Origin of the sequence: Massilia sp. YIM B02443, from assembly GCF_030411955.1 — a bacterium.
Taxonomy (GTDB): Bacteria; Pseudomonadota; Gammaproteobacteria; order Burkholderiales; family Burkholderiaceae_D; genus Telluria.
The window spans coordinates 146,643-167,873 of sequence record NZ_JASNRA010000007.1 but is presented as its reverse complement, the minus strand read 5'-3'; the positions used below and the strand labels follow the sequence as shown (position 1 = coordinate 167,873).

The 21,231-nt window shown below is 64.5% G+C and carries 19 protein-coding genes; 8 read left to right on the top strand and 11 right to left on the bottom strand.

Going from position 1 to position 21,231, the window contains the following annotated elements:
• The first annotated feature begins 80 nt into the window (after window positions 1–80).
• A complete protein-coding gene (locus QPK27_RS09940; protein WP_290418061.1) occupies window positions 81–1,559 on the top strand; it encodes an amino acid permease in 1,479 nt (492 codons plus the stop codon).
• A 7-nt stretch (window positions 1,560–1,566) separates the two neighbouring features.
• Complete coding sequence (locus QPK27_RS09935) at window positions 1,567–2,250, top strand: CatA-like O-acetyltransferase (protein WP_290418060.1); 684 nt, start codon at window positions 1,567–1,569, stop codon at window positions 2,248–2,250.
• On the opposite strand, the gene QPK27_RS09930 is transcribed toward QPK27_RS09935, so the two are convergent.
• The 5 genes from QPK27_RS09930 to QPK27_RS09910 all read right to left on the bottom strand — a co-directional run bounded on the left by QPK27_RS09930 (window position 2,213) and on the right by QPK27_RS09910 (window position 8,848).
• Window positions 2,213–3,316 carry an alpha/beta hydrolase gene (locus QPK27_RS09930; protein ID WP_290418059.1) on the bottom strand — a complete coding sequence of 368 codons (1,104 nt, stop codon included), beginning with the start codon at window positions 3,314–3,316 and terminating at the stop codon, window positions 2,213–2,215. The genes QPK27_RS09935 and QPK27_RS09930 overlap by 38 nt on opposite strands.
• Before the next feature lie 87 nt (window positions 3,317–3,403).
• Window positions 3,404–5,563, bottom strand: a complete 2,160-nt coding sequence (locus tag QPK27_RS09925; RefSeq protein ID WP_290418058.1) for a S46 family peptidase — start codon at window positions 5,561–5,563, stop codon at window positions 3,404–3,406.
• 157 nt (window positions 5,564–5,720) lie between these two features.
• Entirely contained in the window at window positions 5,721–6,920 is a 1,200-nt protein-coding gene (locus QPK27_RS09920; RefSeq protein WP_290418057.1) for an RNA-guided endonuclease TnpB family protein, read from the bottom strand.
• Between the two features lie 308 nt (window positions 6,921–7,228).
• A complete protein-coding gene (gene cls / locus QPK27_RS09915) occupies window positions 7,229–8,506 on the bottom strand; it encodes a cardiolipin synthase (RefSeq protein ID WP_290418056.1) in 1,278 nt (425 codons plus the stop codon).
• A gap of 72 nt (window positions 8,507–8,578) precedes the next feature.
• A complete protein-coding gene (locus tag QPK27_RS09910) occupies window positions 8,579–8,848 on the bottom strand; it encodes a GlsB/YeaQ/YmgE family stress response membrane protein (protein WP_005664749.1) in 270 nt (89 codons plus the stop codon).
• 274 nt (window positions 8,849–9,122) lie between these two features.
• Between QPK27_RS09910 and QPK27_RS09905 the strand changes: the two genes are divergently transcribed.
• Entirely contained in the window at window positions 9,123–10,460 is a 1,338-nt protein-coding gene (locus QPK27_RS09905; protein ID WP_290418055.1) for a hypothetical protein, read from the top strand.
• Window positions 10,461–10,580: 120 nt separating this feature from the next.
• Here QPK27_RS09905 and QPK27_RS09900 read toward each other — a convergent pair whose 3' ends face one another.
• Genes QPK27_RS09900 through QPK27_RS09890 form a run of 3 tightly spaced genes read right to left on the bottom strand, consistent with a single transcriptional unit; the run spans window position 10,581 to window position 12,283 of the window.
• On the bottom strand, window positions 10,581–11,150 hold the full coding sequence (locus tag QPK27_RS09900; RefSeq protein ID WP_290418054.1) for a YceI family protein: 570 nt from the start codon (window positions 11,148–11,150) through the stop codon (window positions 10,581–10,583).
• A 33-nt stretch (window positions 11,151–11,183) separates the two neighbouring features.
• Window positions 11,184–11,738: a YceI family protein gene (locus QPK27_RS09895; protein WP_290418053.1), complete on the bottom strand. Its 555-nt coding sequence runs from the start codon at window positions 11,736–11,738 to the stop codon at window positions 11,184–11,186.
• Window positions 11,735–12,283: a cytochrome b gene (locus QPK27_RS09890; RefSeq protein ID WP_290418052.1), complete on the bottom strand. Its 549-nt coding sequence runs from the start codon at window positions 12,281–12,283 to the stop codon at window positions 11,735–11,737. Before QPK27_RS09890 ends, QPK27_RS09895 begins: the two co-directional genes overlap by 4 nt.
• 160 nt (window positions 12,284–12,443) lie before the next feature.
• Here QPK27_RS09890 and QPK27_RS09885 point away from each other — a divergent pair, with 160 nt between their 5' ends.
• The gene (locus QPK27_RS09885; RefSeq protein ID WP_290418051.1) at window positions 12,444–14,453 is read left to right on the top strand and encodes a TonB-dependent siderophore receptor; all 2,010 of its coding nucleotides are present in this window, start codon (window positions 12,444–12,446) and stop codon (window positions 14,451–14,453) included.
• 218 nt (window positions 14,454–14,671) lie between these two features.
• Here QPK27_RS09885 and purB read toward each other — a convergent pair whose 3' ends face one another.
• On the bottom strand, window positions 14,672–16,063 hold the full coding sequence (gene purB / locus QPK27_RS09880) for an adenylosuccinate lyase (protein ID WP_290418050.1): 1,392 nt from the start codon (window positions 16,061–16,063) through the stop codon (window positions 14,672–14,674).
• Between the two features lie 178 nt (window positions 16,064–16,241).
• Between purB and QPK27_RS09875 the strand changes: the two genes are divergently transcribed.
• On the top strand, window positions 16,242–16,862 hold the full coding sequence (locus QPK27_RS09875; protein ID WP_290418049.1) for a glutathione S-transferase C-terminal domain-containing protein: 621 nt from the start codon (window positions 16,242–16,244) through the stop codon (window positions 16,860–16,862).
• Complete coding sequence (locus QPK27_RS09870; RefSeq protein ID WP_290418048.1) at window positions 16,859–17,815, top strand: PfkB family carbohydrate kinase; 957 nt, start codon at window positions 16,859–16,861, stop codon at window positions 17,813–17,815. The genes QPK27_RS09875 and QPK27_RS09870 overlap by 4 nt, the downstream gene beginning before the upstream one ends.
• A gap of 79 nt (window positions 17,816–17,894) precedes the next feature.
• On the opposite strand, the gene bfr is transcribed toward QPK27_RS09870, so the two are convergent.
• Entirely contained in the window at window positions 17,895–18,365 is a 471-nt protein-coding gene (gene bfr, locus QPK27_RS09865) for a bacterioferritin (RefSeq protein ID WP_290418047.1), read from the bottom strand.
• A gap of 258 nt (window positions 18,366–18,623) precedes the next feature.
• Window positions 18,624–18,833 carry a (2Fe-2S)-binding protein gene (locus QPK27_RS09860; RefSeq protein WP_290418046.1) on the bottom strand — a complete coding sequence of 70 codons (210 nt, stop codon included), beginning with the start codon at window positions 18,831–18,833 and terminating at the stop codon, window positions 18,624–18,626.
• 249 nt (window positions 18,834–19,082) lie between these two features.
• Here QPK27_RS09860 and QPK27_RS09855 point away from each other — a divergent pair, with 249 nt between their 5' ends.
• Window positions 19,083–19,337, top strand: a complete 255-nt coding sequence (locus tag QPK27_RS09855; protein ID WP_290418045.1) for a FeoA family protein — start codon at window positions 19,083–19,085, stop codon at window positions 19,335–19,337.
• 3 nt (window positions 19,338–19,340) lie between these two features.
• Complete coding sequence (locus QPK27_RS09850) at window positions 19,341–21,230, top strand: ferrous iron transporter B (protein ID WP_290418044.1); 1,890 nt, start codon at window positions 19,341–19,343, stop codon at window positions 21,228–21,230.
• Window position 21,231: the final 1 nt, after the last annotated feature.

Sequence of the window (21,231 nt, the reverse complement as noted above, 5' to 3'; positions counted from 1 at the left end):
ATTGCGTGATGGCATATGCCCCTATAATCGCAGCTTTCCTGCGGCTGCCGAGCCGCCGTTCAACCTGCGAAGGACTCGCCGTGAATCTGACCCTGGGCCAAAAACTGCTTCGTACCAAACCGGCAGAACGCCATCAAGACGGGGCGGGTTCCAGTACGCATGCTGGCGCACCCGGGTTGCAACGCTCGCTCGGCCTGTTCCCGCTGACCATGATCGGCGTCGGCGCCACCATCGGCACCGGCATTTTCTTCACCATGGTCGAAGCGGTGCCGAAAGCCGGCCCCGCGGTGGTGCTGTCGTTCCTGATCGCGGCGATTACCGCCGGCCTGACCGCGCTGTGCTACGCCGAACTGGCGGGGCGGGTGCCGGCGTCGGGCTCCTCGTATTCCTTCGCCTACGCCACCGTGGGCGAATTCGCGGCCTTCGTGGTCGCCGCCTGCCTGCTGCTCGAATACGGGCTGGCGGCCAGCGCCACCTCGATCGGCTGGTCCGACTACCTGAACAACTTTTTGATGAATGCCTTCGGCTGGGAGATTCCGGCCGAACTGCGCTCGCCGATGTTCGTGTCGGACCACCATAACGTGCATTTCAATCCGGGCCACATCAACCTGCCGCCGATCCTCCTGGTGATCATGTGCGGCTTCCTGCTGGTGCGCGGCGCCAAGGAATCGGCCACCACCAACGCCATCATGGTGCTGGTCAAGCTGGCGATCCTGGTGTTCTTCGCCGCGATCGCCTTCACCGGCTTCGACGCCAACAACTTCCAGCCCTTCTTCAATATGGATGAGAGCAAGGGCTATGCCGGCATGGCCGGCGTGACCGCGGCCGCCGGCACCGTGTTCTTTTCGTTCATCGGCCTGGACACCATCGCCACCGCCGGCGAAGAGGTCAAGGACCCGCGCCGCAACGTGCCGATCGGGATCCTGGCTGCGCTTCTCATCGTGACCGTGTTCTACATGCTGGTGGCGGTGGCCGCGATGGGCGCCCAGCCGGCCCACATGTTCGAAGGTCAGCAGGCCGGCCTGTCGGTGATCCTGCAGAACGTCACCGGACAAGCCTGGCCGGCGCTGGTGCTGTCGGCCGGCGCCGTGGTCTCCGTGTTCTCGGTGACGCTGGTGACGATCTACGGCCAGACCCGCATCCTGTACGCGATCAGCCGCGACGGCCTGATTCCGCAAACCTTCCGCAAGGTCAACGCGCGCACCGGCGCCCCGGTCAGCAACACCATCATCGTGTGCATCGTGGTCGGCCTGGTGGCCGGGACGGTGGACGCCACCTTCCTGTGGGACATGGTGAGCATGGGCACGCTGACCGCCTTCATGGTGGTGTCGATCGCGGTGCCGGTGATCCGCCACAAGCAGGGCGCGAATGCGCCGAAAGGCTTCCGCGTGCCGTTCGGCCCCTACGTGATCCCGGGCCTGTCGGTGCTGGCCTGCCTGTACATCATGAAGGATCTCTCTGGCACCACCTTCCGCGTATTCTTCATCTGGATGGCGGTGGCGGTGCTGGCCTACTTCGTGTACGGCATGCGCAACAGCCGTTTGAACAAGCCGCACTGAACAGCAGATGGAAAAGTTTGCGCTGCAAAAGTTCGAGCTTCGGCGCGATCGCTTCGCCCTGTTCGACCGCATGGACAGCCCGGCGGTCAACATCTGCTTCACCCTGGAGCTGCCGGACTTCCGGCCCTGGTGCAAGGAGCAGGGCCTGGCGCCGTTCCACGTGCTGCTGTACGCGGCGCTGCGTTCGGTCCTGAGCATCGAGAATTTCTGCTACCGCGTGCTGGACGGCGAAGTGATCCGCGTCGAGCAGCTGATCCCGTCGTTCACGGTGACCAATCTGCACGACGACCTGAATTTCGCGATGTTCGAGTGGAGCGACGACGTGCGCGAATTCGTCGCACGCGGCCGCGCGGCGCGCGACGAGGCGGTGAACATGACGGGGCTGAACGCGAAGTACGCGCTGCTCACGCCGCGCCAGGGCAAGGAACAGGTATTCGTCACCTGCATCCCGTGGCTCGACTTCACCTCGATCCAGCATCCGACCGCGACACTGGCTAATCCCGACATTCCGTCGCTGGCCTGGGGACGTTTCCGCGACGCCGGCGCAGGGCGACTGCAGCTGCCGTTCTCGGTGCAGGCCCACCACGGCTTTGTCGACGGCTTCCACATCCACCGGCTCGGGCGGCAGATCGACGCCGAGCTAACGGCGCTGATCACTGCGCCAGCGGGCGCACGTACTGCAGCAGGCTGACCAGGGTCTTGCCTGGCTCTTCCCACGGCGCCATGTGCGCCGACCGTTCGAACCACACCGCCTGTTTCGACGGCGCCTTGAGCTGTTGCAGCCAGGCTTCGGTTGGCGCGGTCGGCGTCGTGTAGTCATGCCGTCCCAGGAACATCACGATCGGGATCGGGAAGGTGTCCACCTTCGAATAATCGACTTGTACAAACTCTGGTAACAGCCGGCCCAGCGTCAGAAGGCTGCCGGCGTCGATCGCCTTGACCTGGTGCGCATCATAATCGGGCGACAGCAGCGGACCGTTGAAATAGTAAGTTGAGGTGCTGCGAAAGGCGCTCAGGCCACCGTAGTGCTGCGGCCACTTGCGCGCCACGATGATGCGCTCGCGTGTGATCGGCCGGGTGCCGGGGTAGGGCGCGATCGACTGCAGCTCGCGCAGCGCCTCCCGGTTGCCGTGCTGCCGGGCTTGCGCCAGCGCGTAGTCGAAGCCGAGGCGCTCGTTCTCGCGCACGCTGATCACCTGGCCGATGCCGACGTAGGCGTAAAACAGCCCGGGGCGCTTGCGCGCCGCCGCCAGCGCCGGGATGGTGCCCCAGCTGTGCGCCATCAGCACCAGTTTCTGCTGGCCGTAACGCCGGCGCAGGTGTTCGGCCACCTCGATCAGGTCGTCGACGTAGCGGGCAATGCGGATAGTCTTGGCGACCGTTGCCGGGTCGGCTTCGCCATAGGTCTTGCCGGCGCCGCGCTGGTCGTAGTGGGCCACCGTGAAGTATTCCTCGATCGGGCGCTGGAATTGCCACATGGTCGGCGTGATGGGCGCGGCCGGGCCGCCGTGCACGAACAGGATCATCGGATTGGCCCGGTCCTGGCCGCGCACGTTGAGCCACTGGTCGATGCCGCCGATGCGGGTCTTGTAGCTGTCCTGCACGCCGCCGGGCGCGACGATGCGCTGCAGGTCGGCGACCGCGGCGCGGGCGTCGGCGTACAGTGCCGCATCCTTCTCCTTGTCTTTCTCCTGCCCCTGTGCGTTGGCGCCGAGCATGAGCAGCCCGGTCAGGATGGCTGCGATCATCTTCTTCATGGTCTCCTCCTCATCATCACGATAAAAAGAAAAAGGCCGCGCACCTTGCGGTAGCGCGGCCTTTGCCGGAAGCGACAGCGCCTGCGATTACAGCGCGTTCATTTCCTTCAGCAGGTTATCCGCCTTGTCCACTTCTTTCATATTCCACAGCATGTAGCGGGTGTCGACCTGGATCGAGCGGGTGTTGGCGACGTTGAAGTCCCAGTCCGAGATGATCGAGTCCAGGGTGCCGTCGAAGGCCAGGCCGATCAGCTCGCCCTTCGAGTTCAGCGCGGCCGAGCCCGAGTTGCCGCCGGTGATGTCCAGCGTCGCCAGGAAGTTCACCGGCAGGGTCTTCAGCTTCGGATCGGCATACTTGCCGAAGTTTTTGGTCTTGATCGCGGCCAGCTGGGCGGCAGGGGCATCGAATTCGCCTTCGCCAGTGTGCTTGGCGACCACGCCCTTGATGGTGGTGAACGCGGTCCACGAACCGGTGCCGTCGGCGCCATGGTCGCGGCCGGCGATCTTGCCGAAGGTCACGCGCAGCGTCGAGTTGGCGTCCGGATAGACCGCTTGACCGCGGCTAGACATGTAGGCGATCTTGGCGCGCATGTAGTTGCCATACGCCTGCTGGATCTTGCCTGCCAGTTCTTCTTCCTTGGCTTCGTCCTTCATGTCGGCGTCATACATCGCCACGGCAGCCTTGATGAAGCTGTCGTTCGAGGCCTTGAACTCGGCCGGCGATTTGTTCAGCCACGCGGTGCGGGTTTCCTTGTCGGCCAGCTTGGAGCCGGCGTAGATGCGGTCCAGTGCGGCCTTCAGTTCGGCTTCGCTCATGCCGGCGCGGATGCCCAGTGCGGCGTCGAAGGCGGCGTCGTGCTCGGCGGCCGGCTGCGCGTTGTACTTGGTCAGGAAGTTCAGGACGATGGCCTTGTCGACTTTTTCGTCGTAGGTGCGGTCCTGGCCGGTGACGACCGAGGTCAGGCGCGGCAGGTCGCGTTCCTGGTAGCCGGTCTTGCGCTCGGTGTCCGGCTTGGCGCGTTCGTTGGCCTGGCGGTACAGGCTGCGCGCCGAGCTCAGGAAGCGCGGCTGGGCGTAGGTCAGGTAGAAACCTTTCTTGGTGCCGGCGTCGCGCTGGGCGATCAGCTGTTCGGCCGCTTCGATGTCGGCGGCGTACTGCGCCTTGCGTTTCGGATCGGCGTTGACCCAGGCCTTCATTGCATTGTGCTCGGCGGTCTTGCGCTGCAGGAAGTCGCTGTCGCCGTACGAGGTCAGCATGCCCTTGCGGTTCTTGTAGTAGTTGTTCACGCCCGCGATCTGGCCGGCGTACTTCAGCTTGGCGGCCGGGTCGTTCTTGGTCTCGCGGTCGATGATCGCCAGGGTCTCGCCCGACGCCTGCACGAAGGCCGGGTAGTTCCAGTCGAAGGTGAACGCGACTTCGGATGGCAGGCGGTGGCGGTTGGTGCGGCCCGGGTAGCCCAGCACCATCACGAAGTCGCCTTCCTTCGAGCCTTCTTTCGCGATCTTGATCACGTGTTTTGGCTGGTAGGGAACGTTATCTTTCGAGAACTCGGCGGCCTTGCCATCCTTGCTCACGTAGGCGCGGTAGAAACCGTAGTCGCCGGTGTGGCGCGGCCACATCCAGTTGTCGGTGTCGCCGCCGAACTTGCCGATGCCGGCTGCCGGCGCGTGCACCAGGCGCACGTCGCGGATTTCCAGCTGCTTCAGGCGGTAGAACTCGAGGCCCCCGTAGTAGCTGGCCACGGTGCAGCGGTAGCCGGCGTCTTTTTCGCAGCCCGACACCAGGGTCTTCTGGTTCTTCTCGATGGCGTCGATGCGCGCCTTGCCGTTCAGCTTGGCGACTTCCGGGGTGATGACCTGGTCGGTGACGTTCGCCACTTCCTCGGTCACGTAGACGCGGCTGCCCGGCGCGGCCGGCAGTTCCTCCGCCATGGTCTTGGCCAGGAAACCGTTTTTCAGCAGGTCGCGTTCCGGCGTCGAGTTGACCGCCACGCTGTTGTACACGCAGTGGTGGTTGGTCACCACCAGGCCTTGCGGCGACACGAACGAAGCCGAGCAGCCGCCCAGGCTCACGATCGCGCCCATCGGGAACTCGGTCAGTTTGGTCAGGCTTGCCGGGTCCAGTTTGAGGCCGGCGGCTTTGAGTTGCTTGGCTACTTGTGGCAGCTGTTGCGGCATCCACATGCCTTCGTCCGCGTGGGCGGCGAAGCTGCTCAGGATGGCGAGCGAGAGAAGGGTCTTTTTCATGCGCATCAATCTTGGTTGGGAAGGGGACTCATGGAGTCAAAGAGCATCCATGAGTATCGTTAATCCTGTGTCGGATCGTCAACCAGTATTTCGAGCGCGCAAATACAACATCACCGTTCCTCCAAACTTACGCAAAGCGAAACATCGCTAACCATCCTTAAGCGACACTAGCTTGCTGTTGGATTCCTGCTTTGCCGGGGCCGGTTTCACCCTGTGCCTGATGCACAGGGCCAGCGCCTTCCCCTCCACAGGCCGATACGGTCGAACTGACCGCCATATTCCTCAGGTTGACCGCGGCATTCACATCACGGTCATGCTGCGTCCCGCAACCCTGGCACGTCCAGTGGCGTGCACCCAAGTCGAGTTCTTTGAGCAGATAGCCACAGCATGAACATGTCTTGCTGCTCGGGTACCAGCGATCCACCACCACTACTTGTCTTCCGCGTTGCGCCGCCTTGTACGCCAGCTGGCGGCGCAACTCACTAAACCCCATATCGGCGATGGCGCGTGACAGCCTGCGGTTGCCAAGCATGCCCTTGACGTTCAGGTCTTCGATGCCAATGGTATCGAAGCGGCGCGTGATGATGCTGCTGAGCTTATGAAGGCTGTCGCGCCGGAGGTTGGCAATTCTTGCATGCAGCTTCGCCAGTGCCACCTTCGCCTTGGCCCGGTTGCGTGAACCCTTGACCTTGCGCGACAAGCCGCGTGACAGGCGCCGCAAGCGATCAAGCAAGGTACGCAATGCCTTGGGTCCGGTCACCGTTTCACCGGTCGATAGCGTTGCCAGTGTCGTGACGCCGAAGTCCACTCCTACCGCCCCTTGGCTATCGGAATACGGCAGGATCGGATTTGCTGTCTCGACGGTGATGCTGGCATACCAGCGCTCTGCAATGCGTGAAATGGATGCGGACACGATGCGTCCCGCAAAGCGCAGCGATTCGCGCATCCTGACCCATCCCAGCTTCGGGATACGGATACGATGACCTTCAATGCGAAACTGATCGTTCGTCAATGTAAACCGATCATCACGCCCCTTGCGCCGGAAAGTTGGATAGCGTGCGCGTCCTTCAAAGAAGTTCTGGAATGCTCGGCCCAATTGCATGATCGCCATCTGCGGCGCATTCTTGCTTACTTCGAGCATCCAGGGGAAGCAGTCGCGCTTGATTGCATTCAGCTGGCGCCGCAGTGCTCCTTCGTTTGGAAGCGGCAGGCTGGGGTCGGCCTTGCACGCCGCATATCGCCGCCCCCACTCGGCCAGTGCCCAGTTATAGGCAAACCGGGCCGTGCCCGCTGCGCGGGACAAGTAGGTCTCTTGAACATTATTTGGGTCGAGCTGAAAGCGATGGGCCAGGAACATGGCAGATTCCCGATGGCTTAGTCCACGATACAGATGGCTCGGGGCGCAGAAGCTGTTTTTTGTCAGACTGGGCAAACGGCTCGTGGTTCCCACTGTAATGTAGTCAAATGTGCCTTGCATCCAGCTTGCATCAACCATGAACCGAGACTCGGCCTTTCATACCGAGCGTGTGCCGGTACTGCATCTGGCGATGAATGGTTCGAAGTCAGCGCTGATGCCCGGCTCGACCATCAAGCGAAACAGACTTCATCACCATGAAGTTTTTCGCGCAGCTTCGACCAGTTTTTTGTCTAACTGTTAAAACCCCATTACAACTGCTCGTCGATCAGCGATACCGCCCAGGTGCTGACGCGCTGGTACCACGGGCGCTGCGCGAACTTGTGCTCGGTGACCGGGGTGGCGTGCGACCAGTCTTCTTCGTAGATGTCGGTCATCTGTTGCGCGAACCCTTCGTCCATCACGTTCAGGTTGGCTTCATCGTTGATGCTGAACGAGCGGTTGTCGAAGTTGGTCGAGCCGACCGACACCAGCAGGTTGTCGACGATCAGCGTCTTGACGTGGTACATGGTCGGCTTGTACTCGGCGATGTGGACGCCGGCGTCGAGCAGTTCGGGCCAGCGGTCGCGCGAGGCGGCCTTGACCAGGTCGGAATCGATGATCGGGCCCGGCGTGATCAGGCGCACCCGCACGCCGCGTTTGGCGGCCGCGATCAGGGTGCGGATGGTCAGGTCGTCCGGCACGAAATAGGCGGCCGACAGGTCGATGGTGTGGCGCGCGGCGGTGATCGCCATCAGGTACATCAGGTGCATCGACTCGCTGCCGCCGGTCGGCGAGCTGGAAAACATCTGGGCCGGCATGGTGCCTTTCGGCGTCAGTTCCGGGAAGTAGCCGGGACCGTCGAGCACGACGCCGGTGGCCTTGGTCCAGTTGTCGTTGAACACGGCCTGGATCTGGCCGACCACCGGGCCTTCGACGCGGAAATGGCTGTCGCGCCAGTGATTCTCGTCTTGGGCATTGCCGCGCCACTGGTCGGCGATGCCGACACCGCCGGTGAAGCCGATCTTGCCGTCGATGACGAGCAGCTTGCGGTGGGTGCGGTTGTTCATGCGCGCCAGTTTCCACCACACCGGCTTGTGGTAGCGCTGCACCTGCACGCCGGCCTTCTTCATCTCGTCGACCTGCTTGTTGTCCATCTTCATGCTGCCCATGAAGTCGAGCATCAGGTGCACCTTGACGCCGGCGCGGGCACGTTCGGCCAGCGCGGCGGAGAATTCGTTGCCGATCGATTCGGACCAGTAGATGTAGGTCTCGAAGGTGATGGTTTCCTTGGCTTCGCGGATCGCGGCCAGCATGGCGGGGAAGATCTGGTCGCCGTTGATCAGCGCCTCGACCTTGTTGCCTTCAAGGATGGGGGGGCCCAGCAGGACGCCGAGCGAGCGCCGGAATTGCGGGTCGTGGGTGTCGTATTGCCTGATCAGTTGCCGTTCGATCTGTTTTTCGCCCGGCATGAAATTCAGTGCCAGGACGCCCAGTACCAGCGTGGCGGCGACGGTGACCAGCACTGTCCAGAACATTTTTGAGCTCATCAGTAAAACCGTGGAGGAAAAAAAACCAACGCACGCGGCGTTGGTTTTTTTAAAGGTGAAGATCCGCTCTCATTAACGAACGCGACCGCGACGCAGCAGGTTCACGATAGCCAGCAGGATGACGGCGCCGAGGAACGAGACCAGCAGCGAAGCGACGCTGAAATCGTCCGAATTGATGGTGCCGGTGCCGAACAGCGGCGACAGCAGCCAGCCGCCCAGGAAGGCGCCGACGATACCAACCACGACGTTAAGGATGATGCCTTGCTCTGCGTCGGTCTTCATGACCATGCTGGCAAGCCAGCCCAGGATACCGCCGACGACGATCCAGATAATGAATAACATGGTTCTTCCTCCATAAGTTTGAAAACATACCCCAGGCCGATTGATTGCCGTGGCCATGGAGAAAAGTCTAGATACCGGTCCTCTTCAGGTCGGTGCGGCAACGAACGTTAGATGCCGAATTTGCATCGCTGTTCTCGGCCTCAGCATGACTTGATTGCAATCCACGGGCTGGGTGCGTCATCGAACAGAGCCATCTGGACACGGGGCATATCGTGAATGTCCCAGGCGGCGACCGCGAGCGGACGCCGGCCGAAACCATTTGAAAGGATTCGTCATGAGCAGCTACGAGAACAAGCAAAACTACGGCACCCAGACCGGCAACCCGCGCATGGTCACCGGCCTGTTCCAGGATCGCGCCAGCGCCGAGCGCGCTTACGGCACTGTGCACGACCGCGGTTACACCCGTGACGACGTCAACCTGCTGATGTCGGACAGCACCCGCACCACGCACTTTGCCGACAAAGATACGGAACTGGGCAGCAAGGCGGCCGAAGGCGCCGGCATCGGCGCCGGTATCGGCGGCACCATCGGCGCGGTGCTGGCCGGTATCGCGGCCGTGGGTACCACGCTTGTTCTGCCGGGCCTGGGCGTGGTCGTCGCCGGTCCGCTGGCGGCAGCGCTGGCCGGCGCCGGCGCGGGCGGCATCACCGGCGGCCTGATCGGCGCGCTGATCGGCGCCGGCATTCCGGAGGAACGCGCAGCGCACTATGAAGAAGGCATCAAGAACGGCGGCATCGTGATGGGCGTGAACGCCCGCAACGACGAAGACGCGGCCCACATCCACAAATCGTGGACCGAGCAGGGCGGCTCGCACGTGATCGGCGCCGGCGTCGGCGTGCTGGGCGGCGCGGCCACCGGCGCCGCGATCGGCACCGCTGCGGCGGGCCCGATCGGCACCGTGACCGGCGCCGTGGTCGGCGGCATCGCGGGCGGCATCGCCGGCAAGGGCGTGGGCGAAGTGGTCAATCCGAAGGCCGGCGACGACCTGGCCGAACACCACCTGGCCAAGGGCGTGGGCGCCGGCGGCGGCGCGGTCGCCGGTGCGACGGTCGGCGCGGTCGGCGGTCCGATCGGCATGGCGGCCGGCGCCGTGATCGGCGGCCTGGCGGGCGGCGCGGCCGGCCGTGGCGCGGGAGAAGTGGTCAATCCGAAAGCCACCGACGAACTGCACGACCATAACCTGGCACAAGGTGTCGGCGGCGGCGCCGGCGCCACCGTGGGCGCGGTGGTTGGCGCGGCGGCCGGTCCGCTGGGTGTGGCGGCCGGCGCGGCGATCGGCGGCATGGTCGGCGGCGCCGCCGGCAAGGGCGTCGGCCACATGGTCAACCCGCACGAAGAGAACGAGTACTGGCGCAATTCGTACCAGACCCAGCCGTACTACTCGCCGGGCTACACCTATGACGACTACGAGCCGGCGTATGCGCTGGGCTACAACAACGCCGGCAAGTACCAGGGCGGCTACGACGCCAATGAAAGCAGCCTGTCGAACGAGTGGGATCGCGTGAAAGGCAAGTCGCGCCTGAACTGGGAGCAGGCCAAGTTCGCAACCCGCGCCGGCTGGCACCGCGTCGAGCGCGCGATTCCGGGCGACTTCGACCGCGACGGCCGTTAAAGACGGAAGGCGGGCGGGCGATTCGTCCGTCCGCCTTGCGTTTGCGCCAACGATGAAAAAAACCCCTGCCGGCTGATACCGGCAGGGGTTTTTTTATTGTTGCGGCGTGCGCGCAAACGATCAGCGCTTGACCGCTTCCACCTGGATCGCCAGCTTCACTTCCGGCGAGAAGTTCGGCAGGCCGAAGCTGATGCCGAAGTCGTCGCGCTTGAAGGTGCCGCTCACGTCGGCGCCGCAGACTTCCTTCTTCAGCATCGGGTGCATGATGCACTTGAACTTGTCGATCTTCAGGGTCAGCGGCTTGGTCACGCCGTGCAGGGTCAGCTGGCCGTCGACCGAGGTCGGCACGTCGCCGGTGTAGTTGAACTTGGTCGACTTGAAGGTCGCGGTCGGGTACTTGGCGGCATCGAAGATGTCCGGCTTCTTGGCGTGCTCGTTCATCTTGTCGTGGCCGAAGTCGATGCTGTTGATGTCGACGGTGATGTCGAGCGAGCCGGTCTTGGCTTCGCGGTCGATGGTCACGCTACCGCTCGACTTGTTGAACTTGCCGCGCCAGACCGACAGGCCCATGTGGTCGGCTTCGAAGCTCGGGTAGGTGTGGTTCGGCTCGATGTCGTAGGTGACCGGGGCGGCGAAGGCGGTGCTGGCGGCCAGGGCGGCGGCGGCCGCGATCATGTGCTTGATTTTCATAGGTACTATCCCTGTGGGTTGGAGTTGAACGGATTACGGTGCTGCGGTGATGCGGAACTTGATCACGACTTCATCGGCGACCATGCTGGTGTCCTTCCATTCGCCTTCGCCGATATTGAACGCCAGCCGCTTGATCGGCAACTGGCCCTCGAAGACCTGCTTGCCGCCTTCGGCCTTGACCGTCAGCGGGAAAGTGACATTCGCGCTCTTGCCCTTGAGGGTGAGCTTGCCGGACACGTTCAGCTTGCCGGCGCCGGCGGGCGCGATGGCGGTCGAGACAAACGTCGCTTTCGGGAACTGGGCCGAGTTGAACCATTCCTTCTTGGCCACTTCCTTGTTGTACATGGCGTCGCCGATGTCGAAGCTGGCGGTGTTGATCTCGACGCTGGCTTTCGAGGCGGCCGGCTTGGCGGCGTCGTAGTCGATCTGGGCCGTGAAGGTGCGGAACGGCGCCTCGACCGGCACGTTCATCTGCTTGAACACGGCCGCGACACTGCTACGCGCCGGGTCGGTCTTGAGCACGGCTGCATTGGCAGCTGCGCTGGCCAGGACCAGCCCGGCCAGCAGCAGGGACTTGAACGGTTTCATGGATTCTCCTTACGAATGGAAATGGGAAGCATGCGCTGCATGACGCCGTCGCGGTCGACCAGCAGGTGCTTGAAGGCGGCCAGCACGTGCAGGCCGACCAGGGCGGCGAGCAGCATGTTGAGCCAGTAATGGACGGCCAGCAGCGTGACCTTGAGCGCCGGGTCGGGTCCCATCAGTACCGGCAGTTCGAGCACGCCGAAGTACACGATCGGGAAACCGGCCGCCAGGCTGTACAGGTAGCCGGATACCGGCACCGCGAACATCAACAGGTATAACAGCCAGTGCAGGCCGTGGGCGGCGCCGCGCTGCCAGGCCGGCATCTCGTCGGCGTACTGCGGCGGATGATTCGCCAGGCGCCACAGCAGGCGCAACGCGGCGAGCAGCAGCACCGTCACGCCGGCCCATTTGTGCCAGTTGTAGTAGCGCAGCTTGGCCGGCGTGATGCCGGGGATGTCGGTCATCACCAGGCCGAGCGTGAAGGTCCCGATGATCGCGATGGCGATCAGCCAGTGCAGCACGATCGCAGGGAGCGTATAGCGGCGCATGATTGTAGTTTGGAAACTTGTACGAGTTAGAACTAACCAACTATATCAAAAAAGCCATGACCGTGCTGCCGAGTGTCTTTTCGCCCTCATTTCGCCTTGAACAGTAGCATGGTGTTGTGAAACGTGCACCATCCTGCTGGGCCGAATGTAAAATCGGCGCATGAGCACATTTATCAATGAACACCGCGGCCGTTCCTGCGGTCGGGACGGCCGCATGGGCCGGGCCGGGAAGCGCATTCTGGCGGCCGGCCTGGCCTTGCCGCTGCTGGCGGCGGCCATGGGGGCGCAGGCTCAGGACGGGCAAGACCTGGCCGACCTGTCGATCGAAGAGCTGGCCAATATCCAGGTGACCTCGGTCTCGAAGCGTCCCGAGCGGCTGCAGGATGCGCCGGCGGCGGTGTTCGTCATCGGGGCGGAGGACATCCGCCGTTCCGGCGCCGACACCCTGCCGGAAGCGCTGCGCCTGGCGCCCAACCTGCACGTGGCGCGCATCAACGGCTACGGCTATTCGATCAGCGCGCGCGGCCTGAACAGCGGCGGTAGCGTGCTGTCCAACAAGCTGCTGGTGCTGATCGACGGCCGCCCGGTGTACACGCCGCTGTTCTCGGGCGTGTTCTGGGACGCCCAGGACGTGGTGCTGGAAGACATCGAGCGGATCGAAGTGGTCAGCGGTCCGGGCGGGGTGCTGTGGGGCCTGAATGCGGTCAACGGCGTCATCAACATCATCAGCCGCTCGGCGAAAGACACCCAGGGCAGCATGCTGGCGCTGCACGGCGCCAACGACGGCAGCGCCGGCGCCGCTTTCCGCCAGGGCGGCACGACGGAGGGCGGCGTGGCCTGGCGCGCCTTCGGCCAATATGGACGCCGTAGTGACAGTGATGGCGACAGCGATGCGATGGGCGGCGGGCGCATCGACGACCGCTGGCGCCGTACGCTGGCCGGGGCGCGCGCCGACTGGGAAAGCGGCGCCGACCGCTTCACGCTGCAGGGCAATGTTTATCAAGGCCGCATGGACCAGCCGGCGCCGGGCGAGATCGCCACGCCGGGCGGGCCGTCGCTGTTCGGACGCGTGCATTCCGACGGCGCCAACGCCACCTTGCGCTGGCAGCGCGCGCTGGGCGACGGCGGCGCCGTCGCGGTGCAGGCTTACCTCGACCACACGCTGCGCAAGGCGCCGCCGCTGTTCGCCGAGCGCTTGAGCACGGCCGACGTCCAGCTGCAGCACACGCTGCCCGCGGTTGGCCGCCATGCCGTGGTGTGGGGCGCGAACGCGCGGGTCAGCCGCGACCGGGTCGACAACAGTCCCTTCGTCGCCTTCCTGCCGGCCGACACCACCCAGCGCTGGGCCAGCCTGTTCGTGCAGGACGAGATCGCGCTGCGCGACGACTGGCGCCTGGTGCTGGGCGGACGCGCCGAGTACAACCACTACACCGGCGTCGAATGGCTGCCCAGCGCGCGCCTGTCGTGGCGCGTCTCGCCCCAGCACGCCCTGTGGGCCTCGGCCGCGCGCACGGTGCGCGCGCCGGCGCGGCTCGACGTCGACGCCTGGGTGCCGGGCCAGCCGCCTTATATATTGCGCGGCGGGCCGCAGGTGCAGGGCGAGGTGGCGCGTGTGGTCGAGCTCGGCTATCGCGGCCAGCCGGCGGCGGCGCTGTCGTATTCGGTCACGCTGTTCCATCACGACTACGACCACCTGCGCACCGACGAGCTCGATCCGACGCGCAGCTACCTGGTGTTCGGCAGCCTGATGGAAGGCAGCGCCAGCGGCATCGAAGCCTGGGGTAGCTGGCAGCCGCTGCCGCGCTGGCGCCTGTCGGCCGGATTGACCGCGCTGCACCAGCGCCTGTGGCTGAAACCGGGCAGCACCGATCCCGACGGCTCCGCGGCGTCACGGCGCGATCCGTCGCACACCTGGCAGCTGCGTTCGAGCTATAACATCGACGATGCGCGCGAGGTGGATGTCACGCTGCGGCGGGTGGGAGAGATGCCGGCGTCCGGCGTGGATTCGTACACAGCGCTCGATGCGCGCTTCGGCTGGCGCTTAAGGCCGGGGCTGGCGTTGTCGGTGTTCGGGGAGAACCTGACTGGCGGGCATACGGAGTTCGGGACGGCGATGTACCGGACAGTGTTCGAGCGCAGGGTGGGGGTGAAGGTAAGGTGGGATTATTGAGGTGGGCAGTACGTCATTGCACCGATCGACCTCATTCCTTCGTTAAATGAAAAACCGTCATTCCCGCGCAGGCGGGAATCCAAGTTTGCTTGAGCGCCCACTGCGTTTGACGTAAGTTTACGCAAAGGGCTTGGATTCCCGCCTGCGCGGGAATGACGGTCTCTGGGCTAGCGGTGCTTGTGGGGTTGGCGGCGTGTGCGCGAACCCCACCAACCGCATCAGATCTCCGCAGCCAGCTTCGCCGCCAGACCCGTGTAGTTTGCCGGCGTCATCGCCAGCATCAAGTCCTTGGCTTCCTGCGGCACCGCCAGCGTGCCGATGAACTCGCGCAGCGCTTCACGGGTGATGCCCTTGCCGCGGGTCAGTTCCTTCAGCTGCTCGTACGGATTCGCGACGCCATAGCGGCGCATCACGGTCTGCACCGGCTCGGCCAGCACTTCCCAGTTGGCGTCCAGGTCCTGCTCCAGGCGCGCGGCGTTGACTTCCAGCTTGTTCAGGCCGCGCAGGCAGCTGTCGTAGGCCAGCAGGGCGTAGCCGAAGCCGACGCCGATATTGCGCAGCACGGTCGAGTCGGTCAGGTCGCGCTGCATGCGCGACACCGGCAGCTTGTCCGCCATGTGGCGCAGCACCGAATTGGCCAGGCCCAGATTGCCTTCCGAGTTCTCGAAGTCGATCGGGTTGACCTTGTGCGGCATGGTCGACGAACCGATCTCGCCGGCCTTCAGCTTCTGCTTGAAGTAGCCCAGCGAGACGTAGGTCCAGATGTCGCGGTTCAGGTCGAGCAAAATCGTGTTGGTGCGGGCGATGGCGTCGAACATCTCGGCCATGTAGTCGTGCGGCTCGATCTGGATCGTGTACGGATTGAAGGTCAGGCCCAGGCGCTGTTCGATCACGTTCTTCGAGAACGTTGGCCAGTCGAATTCCGGGTAGGCCGACAGGTGGGCGTTGTAGTTGCCCACGGCGCCGTTCATCTTGCCCAGGATCTCGACGTCGGCGATGCGCTTGACGGCGCGTTGCAGGCGCGCGACCACGTTGGCGAATTCCTTGCCCAGGGTGGTCGGGCTGGCGGTCTGGCCGTGGGTGCGCGACAGCATCGGCAGCGCGGCGTTGGTGTGGGCGATCTCGGTCAGCTTGGCGATGATCGCTTGCAGCGCCGGCAGCAGCACGCCGTCGCGCGCGGCTTTCAGCATCATGCCGTGCGAGGTGTTGTTGATGTCTTCCGAGGTGCAGGCGAAGTGGATGAACTCGCTCGCGGCGACCAGTTCCGGCACGTCCTTGACCTGCTCCTTGAGCCAGTACTCGACCGCCTTGACGTCGTGGTTGGTGACCGCTTCGATTTCCTTGATGCGCGCCGCGTGCTGCTCGCTGAAATCCGCGGCCATGCGCTCGAGGTGAGCGTTCGCCTCAAGCGAGAACGGCTTGATCTCGGCGAAGCCGGCCTGCGACAGCGCCTGCAGCCACGCGATCTCGACCTTCACGCGGTGGTGCATGAAGCCGGTCTCGGACAGGATCGGGCGCAGCTTGTCGGTTTTCGACGCGTAGCGGCCGTCGAGCGGGGACAGGGCCGAGAGGGTGGGCGAAATTGCGGGAGTCGAGGCGGTGGAGGTCATGGCGAGCGGTCCGGGCAAAAACGCGGATTTTACCACCGGCCGGGCCGCGCTTCTTGCGTAAATCCTGGCGTGACACGCCGGCGCACGGTCCGCGCACCCGGTCGGCGTCAACGCGGGGGCCATAAGTGCCGCCGGGGCCGATGTTATACTAGGCGTCGATTCATTACTCCGACCTTCCATGAAACTCATCGGTTCTTCCGCCAGCCCCTACGTCCGCAAGGTCCGCGTCGTGATGGCGGATAAAAAGCTCGACTACGCTTTTGTCCTGGAAAACGTGTGGGCCGCCGACACCACCATCGGGCAGACCAATCCGCTGGGCAAGGTGCCTTGCCTGGTGATGGAAGACGGCAGCACGCTCTACGATTCGCGCGTGATCGCCGAATACCTCGACACCCTGACCCCGGTCTGCAAGCTGCTGCCGCCCAACGGCAACGGCCGCGACCGCGCCGAGGTCAAGATGTGGGAAGCGCTGGCCGACGGCGTGCTCGACGCCGCGGTGCTGGTGCGCCTGGAGCAGACCCTGCGCGCGCCCGAGCAGCAGAGCCAGGAGTGGATCGAGCGCCAATGGAGCAAGGTCCACGCCGGCCTGCGCACCATGTCCGAGCAGCTGGGCGACAACGCCTTCTGCACCGGCATCCACTACACGCTGGCCGACGTCGCCGTCGGCTGCGCGCTGGGCTGGATCGCGTTCCGCTTCCCGCACATCGACTGGCGCACCGATTACCCGAACCTGGCGCGCCTGTTCGACAAGCTGTCCGAACGCCAGTCGTTCAAGGACACCGTCCCCTATCAGGCATGAACCGGGCCGGCGCCACGGGCACCTCTGCGCAGCCGGGCGTCGTCGTCTTCGGCGAGGCGCTGGTCGACGACTTCCATGGCGAACAGATCGTCGGCGGCGCGCCCTTCAACGTGGCGCGCCACCTGGCCGCCTTCATGGCGCCGCAACTCATGATCACCCGCGTCGGCGCCGACCGCGCCGGCAGCCTGGTGCGCGCCGAGTTCGAGCGCTTCGCCATGAGCGAAGCCGGGCTGCAGGTCGATCCGCTCGAGGAAACCGGCCGCGTGCTGGTCGAGCGCACGCCCAAGGGCCACCGCTTCACGATCCTGCCCAACCAGGCCTACGACTTCATCGACCGCGCGCAGGCGATGGCGGCGCTGGCGGCGCAGCGCGAACCGGGGCTGCTGTACTTCGGCACCCTGGCCCAGCGCCACGAGCGTTCGCGCGACGCCCTGACCGGCCTGCTGGAAACGGTCCACGCCGTGCGCTTCCTGGACCTGAACCTGCGCGACGGCCAGGTCGACGAGCGCAGTGTCACGCGCTCGCTGCAGGCGGCGAATATCGCCAAGGTCAACGAGGAAGAGCTGCAGGTGCTATTCGGATGGTACTTCCAGATGAAGCCCGAGGATCCGCCGCTGGCGGCCGACCAGGTGCACGCCTCGTGCCAGGCGCTGTTGCGCATGTTCTCGCTCGATGCGCTGATCGTCACGCTGGGACACCGCGGTTCGGTCTACTTCGGCGCCGACGGCCAGGTGGTGAGCACGCGCGACACGCCGGCGCCGCCGTTCGTGATCGACACGGTGGGGGCGGGCGATGCGTTCGCGGCGATTTTTCTGCTGGGGAAGGTGCGCGGCTGGCCGCTCGAGGTGGCGCTGGCGCGCGCCAACGAGTTCGCGGGGGCGATCTGCGCGATACCGGGGGCGGTGCCGGGGGAGTTGGGGTTCTACGACCGGTGGATGGCGCGCTGGCGCTGAATCGGTCCGGGGTTCGAGCGAACCCCGCGGTATGACTGACAGCGTGGCCGGCAGCGCAAGGCGCCGGCCATGCATGGCATCAAGCCGAGATCTGGCTCTGCAGGTAGTTCTGGATGCCGACCTTGACGATCAGGTCGAGCTGGGTCTCGAGCCACTCGATGTGCTCTTCGGTATCTTCCAGGATCATCAGGAACAGGTCGCGCGACACGTAGTCGGCCGCCGCTTCGCAGGCCGCGATGCCTTCCTTGACCGTCACCTGCGCCGCACGTTCCAGCTTCAGGTCGCATTCCAGCATTTCCTGGGTCGATTCGCCGATCATCAGCTTGTGCAGCGCCTGCAGGTTCGGCAGCGCGTCGAGCATCAGGATGCGGTCGATCAGCTTGTCGGCGTGCTTCATCTCGCCGATCGATTCTTCGTATTCCTTCTTGCCCAGCTTTTCCAGGCCCCAGTGGCGGTACATGCGCGCGTGCAGGAAGTACTGGTTGATCGCGGTGAGTTCGTTGGTGAGCTGCGCGTTCAGCAGCCGGATGACGTTTGGATCGCCCTTCATTGGAGTGCCCTAGGATGGTGTTTGAATGGGCTCAATGATAGCAAACATGCCGGGCGATCGCCGGTGAAAAGCGGAGAAAAAGCGGGGGAAAATGGCAGAAAAATGCCGTAAAACGACAAAAACAGCGATGAATGAAAACGCTTCTCAGTTCATCGTGATAACGCTTCTCACTACTCGGCGAAACGATGCTGGTTACGGCAAATCGGCGCCGCAAGCGTGGCGCCGATAAAGGGATCAGGCCGCGGATCGGGCCGTGAATCAGGCTACGACCGTGGTACGGCGCAGTTCGGTAATAGTGGTCTTGCTGTCGATGTGGTCGTGCAGCACTTCGCGGGCGTAGCTGACGCAGGTGCCGCACATGGTGCCGACGCCGAGTTCCTTGCGCAGTTCGGCAATCGACGAAATGCCGAGGTCGACAGCCTGACGGATTTCACGGTCGGAGATGTTGTTGCAGACGCAGACGATCATTTCTAACAAGCCTTTGCTAAAACACTATACCTTGCTAATTACACTATAAAAATGCGAATCATTCTCATTTGCGTTGCTATTTTCTGTAAACCCGGCAGCAAAAGCAAGCGGATTTCATCAACTATGTGCACTTTTTCGGGTCATTGCGAAGTCGGCATGACAAGCTGCAAATAGAAATAATTCGCATTTAGGGCTATCATGTCGGAATCTGTCTCATCAGCGCTACAGTCCCACTTTCCGGAAGCCGCCATGACCCAAGCCCCCTCCCTGACCACCCTCGACTCGCTGAAAGCGGGCCAGAGTGCCACCGTGATTCACCTGGCGCCGCATGCGCAGGGCGGCATCGACGTCCAGCGCCGCCTGATGGAGCTGGGCTTCGTGCCGGGCGAGCGCATCCGCGTACTGAAGCGCGTGCTGAAGGGCCCGCTGGCGGTGAAGGTGGGCGAGTCGACTTTCGCCCTGCGCCGCTTCGAAGCGGCCATGATCTCGATCAAGCCGGAATAAACGATGGGTGTCATGGAACAACAGGCGCCGTCGCAGGCGGCGGCGCGCACGCCCGTGATCGCGCTGCTCGGCAATCCGAACTGCGGCAAGACCGCGCTCTTCAACCGCCTCACCGGTTCGCGCCAGAAGGTTGCCAACTATGCCGGCGTCACCATCGAACGCAAGGAAGGCAGCTTCACGTCGCCAGGCGGCCGGCCGTTCCGTGTGCTCGACCTGCCGGGCGCGTACAGCCTGAATGCCCAGACCCCGGACGAAGGCATCACGCGCGACGTGGTGGCCGGCCTGCGCAAGGGCGAAGCCCCGCTCGACGCGATCCTGTGCGTGGTCAACGCGACCAATCTGCGCCTGAACCTGCGCCTGGTGCTCGAGCTGCGCCGCCTTGGGCTGCCGATGGTGCTGGCCCTGAACATGGTCGACGTCGCCAAGAAACGCGGCATCGAGATCGACACCGCCAAGCTGTCGCAGGAACTGGGCATGCCGGTGGTCGAGACGGTCGCGATCCAGCCCGGCGGCGAGCAGGCGCTGCTGGCGCAGCTCGACCGTATGGCGTTCGACACCCCGGTCAAGCCGAAGCCGCTGACTGCGATCGACGAAGTGCCGGTCGAGGAAACGCAGCGCGAAGTGCGCCGCATCCTCGATGCCGCCGTCTCCACCGCCAGGGACACCGGCAACCTGAGCGAAAAGATCGACAACGTGGTGCTGCACCCGGTCGTGGGGCCGCTGATCCTGGCCGCGCTGATGTTCCTGATCTTCCAGGCCGTGTTCAGCTGGGGCGACACGCCGATCGAACTGATCGAGACCGGTGTCGGCGCGCTGGGCGAACTGGTCGGCTCCTGGATGGGAGACGGCCTGCTGCGCAGCCTGCTGGTGGACGGCATCATCGCCGGTGTCGGCGGCGTGCTGGTGTTCCTGCCGCAGATCCTGATCCTGTTCTTCTTCATCCTGTTGCTGGAAGACGTCGGCTACCTGCCGCGCGCCGCCTTCCTGTTAGATCGCATCATGGGCAGTGTCGGCCTGTCGGGCCGCGCCTTCCTGCCATTGCTGTCGTCGTTCGCCTGCGCGATTCCCGGCGTGATGGCGGCGCGCACCATCCAGAACCCGCGCGACCGCCTGGTGACGATCATGATCGCGCCCCTGATGACGTGTTCGGCGCGCCTGCCGGTGTATGCGCTCTTGATCGCGGCCTTCATCCCGGAGCGCGCGGTCGGCGTCTTCAACCTGCAGGGCCTGGTGCTGTTCGTGCTGTACATGGCCGGCATCCTGTCGGCGATGGCGGTGGCCTGGTTCATGAAGCGGCGCAGCGAATACAAGCAGCACGCGCTGATGATGGAGCTGCCGGCTTACCACTGGCCGCAGCCGCGCGCGCTGGCCTCGGGCCTGCTGGAGCGCGCCAAGATCTTCCTGATGCGCGTCGGCACCCTGATCCTGTCCATGATCATCCTGCTCTGGCTGCTGTCGAGCTTCCCGGGCGCGCCCGCGGGCGCCACCGAGCCGCCGATCTACTACAGCGTGGCCGGCATGATCGGGCGCGCGCTGGAAGTGATCCTGGCGCCGGTCGGCTTCAACTGGCAGATCGCGATCGCGCTGGTGCCGGGCATGGCCGCGCGCGAAGTGGCGGTGGGCGCGCTCGGCACCGTGTACGCGCTGTCGGGCGGCGACAATGTCGGCGACATGCTGGCGCCGCTGATCGCGCAATCGTGGTCGCTGGCCACCGGCCTGGCGCTGCTGGCGTGGTACGTGTACGCGCCGCACTGCCTGCCGACCCTGGCCACGGTGGCGCGCGAGACCGGCAGCCGCAAGTACGCCTGGATCATGGCCGGCTACATGTTCGCGCTGGCCTACGCCGCCGCCTTCATCGTCTACCGCGTCACCCTGGCCATCACCGGAGCGTAAA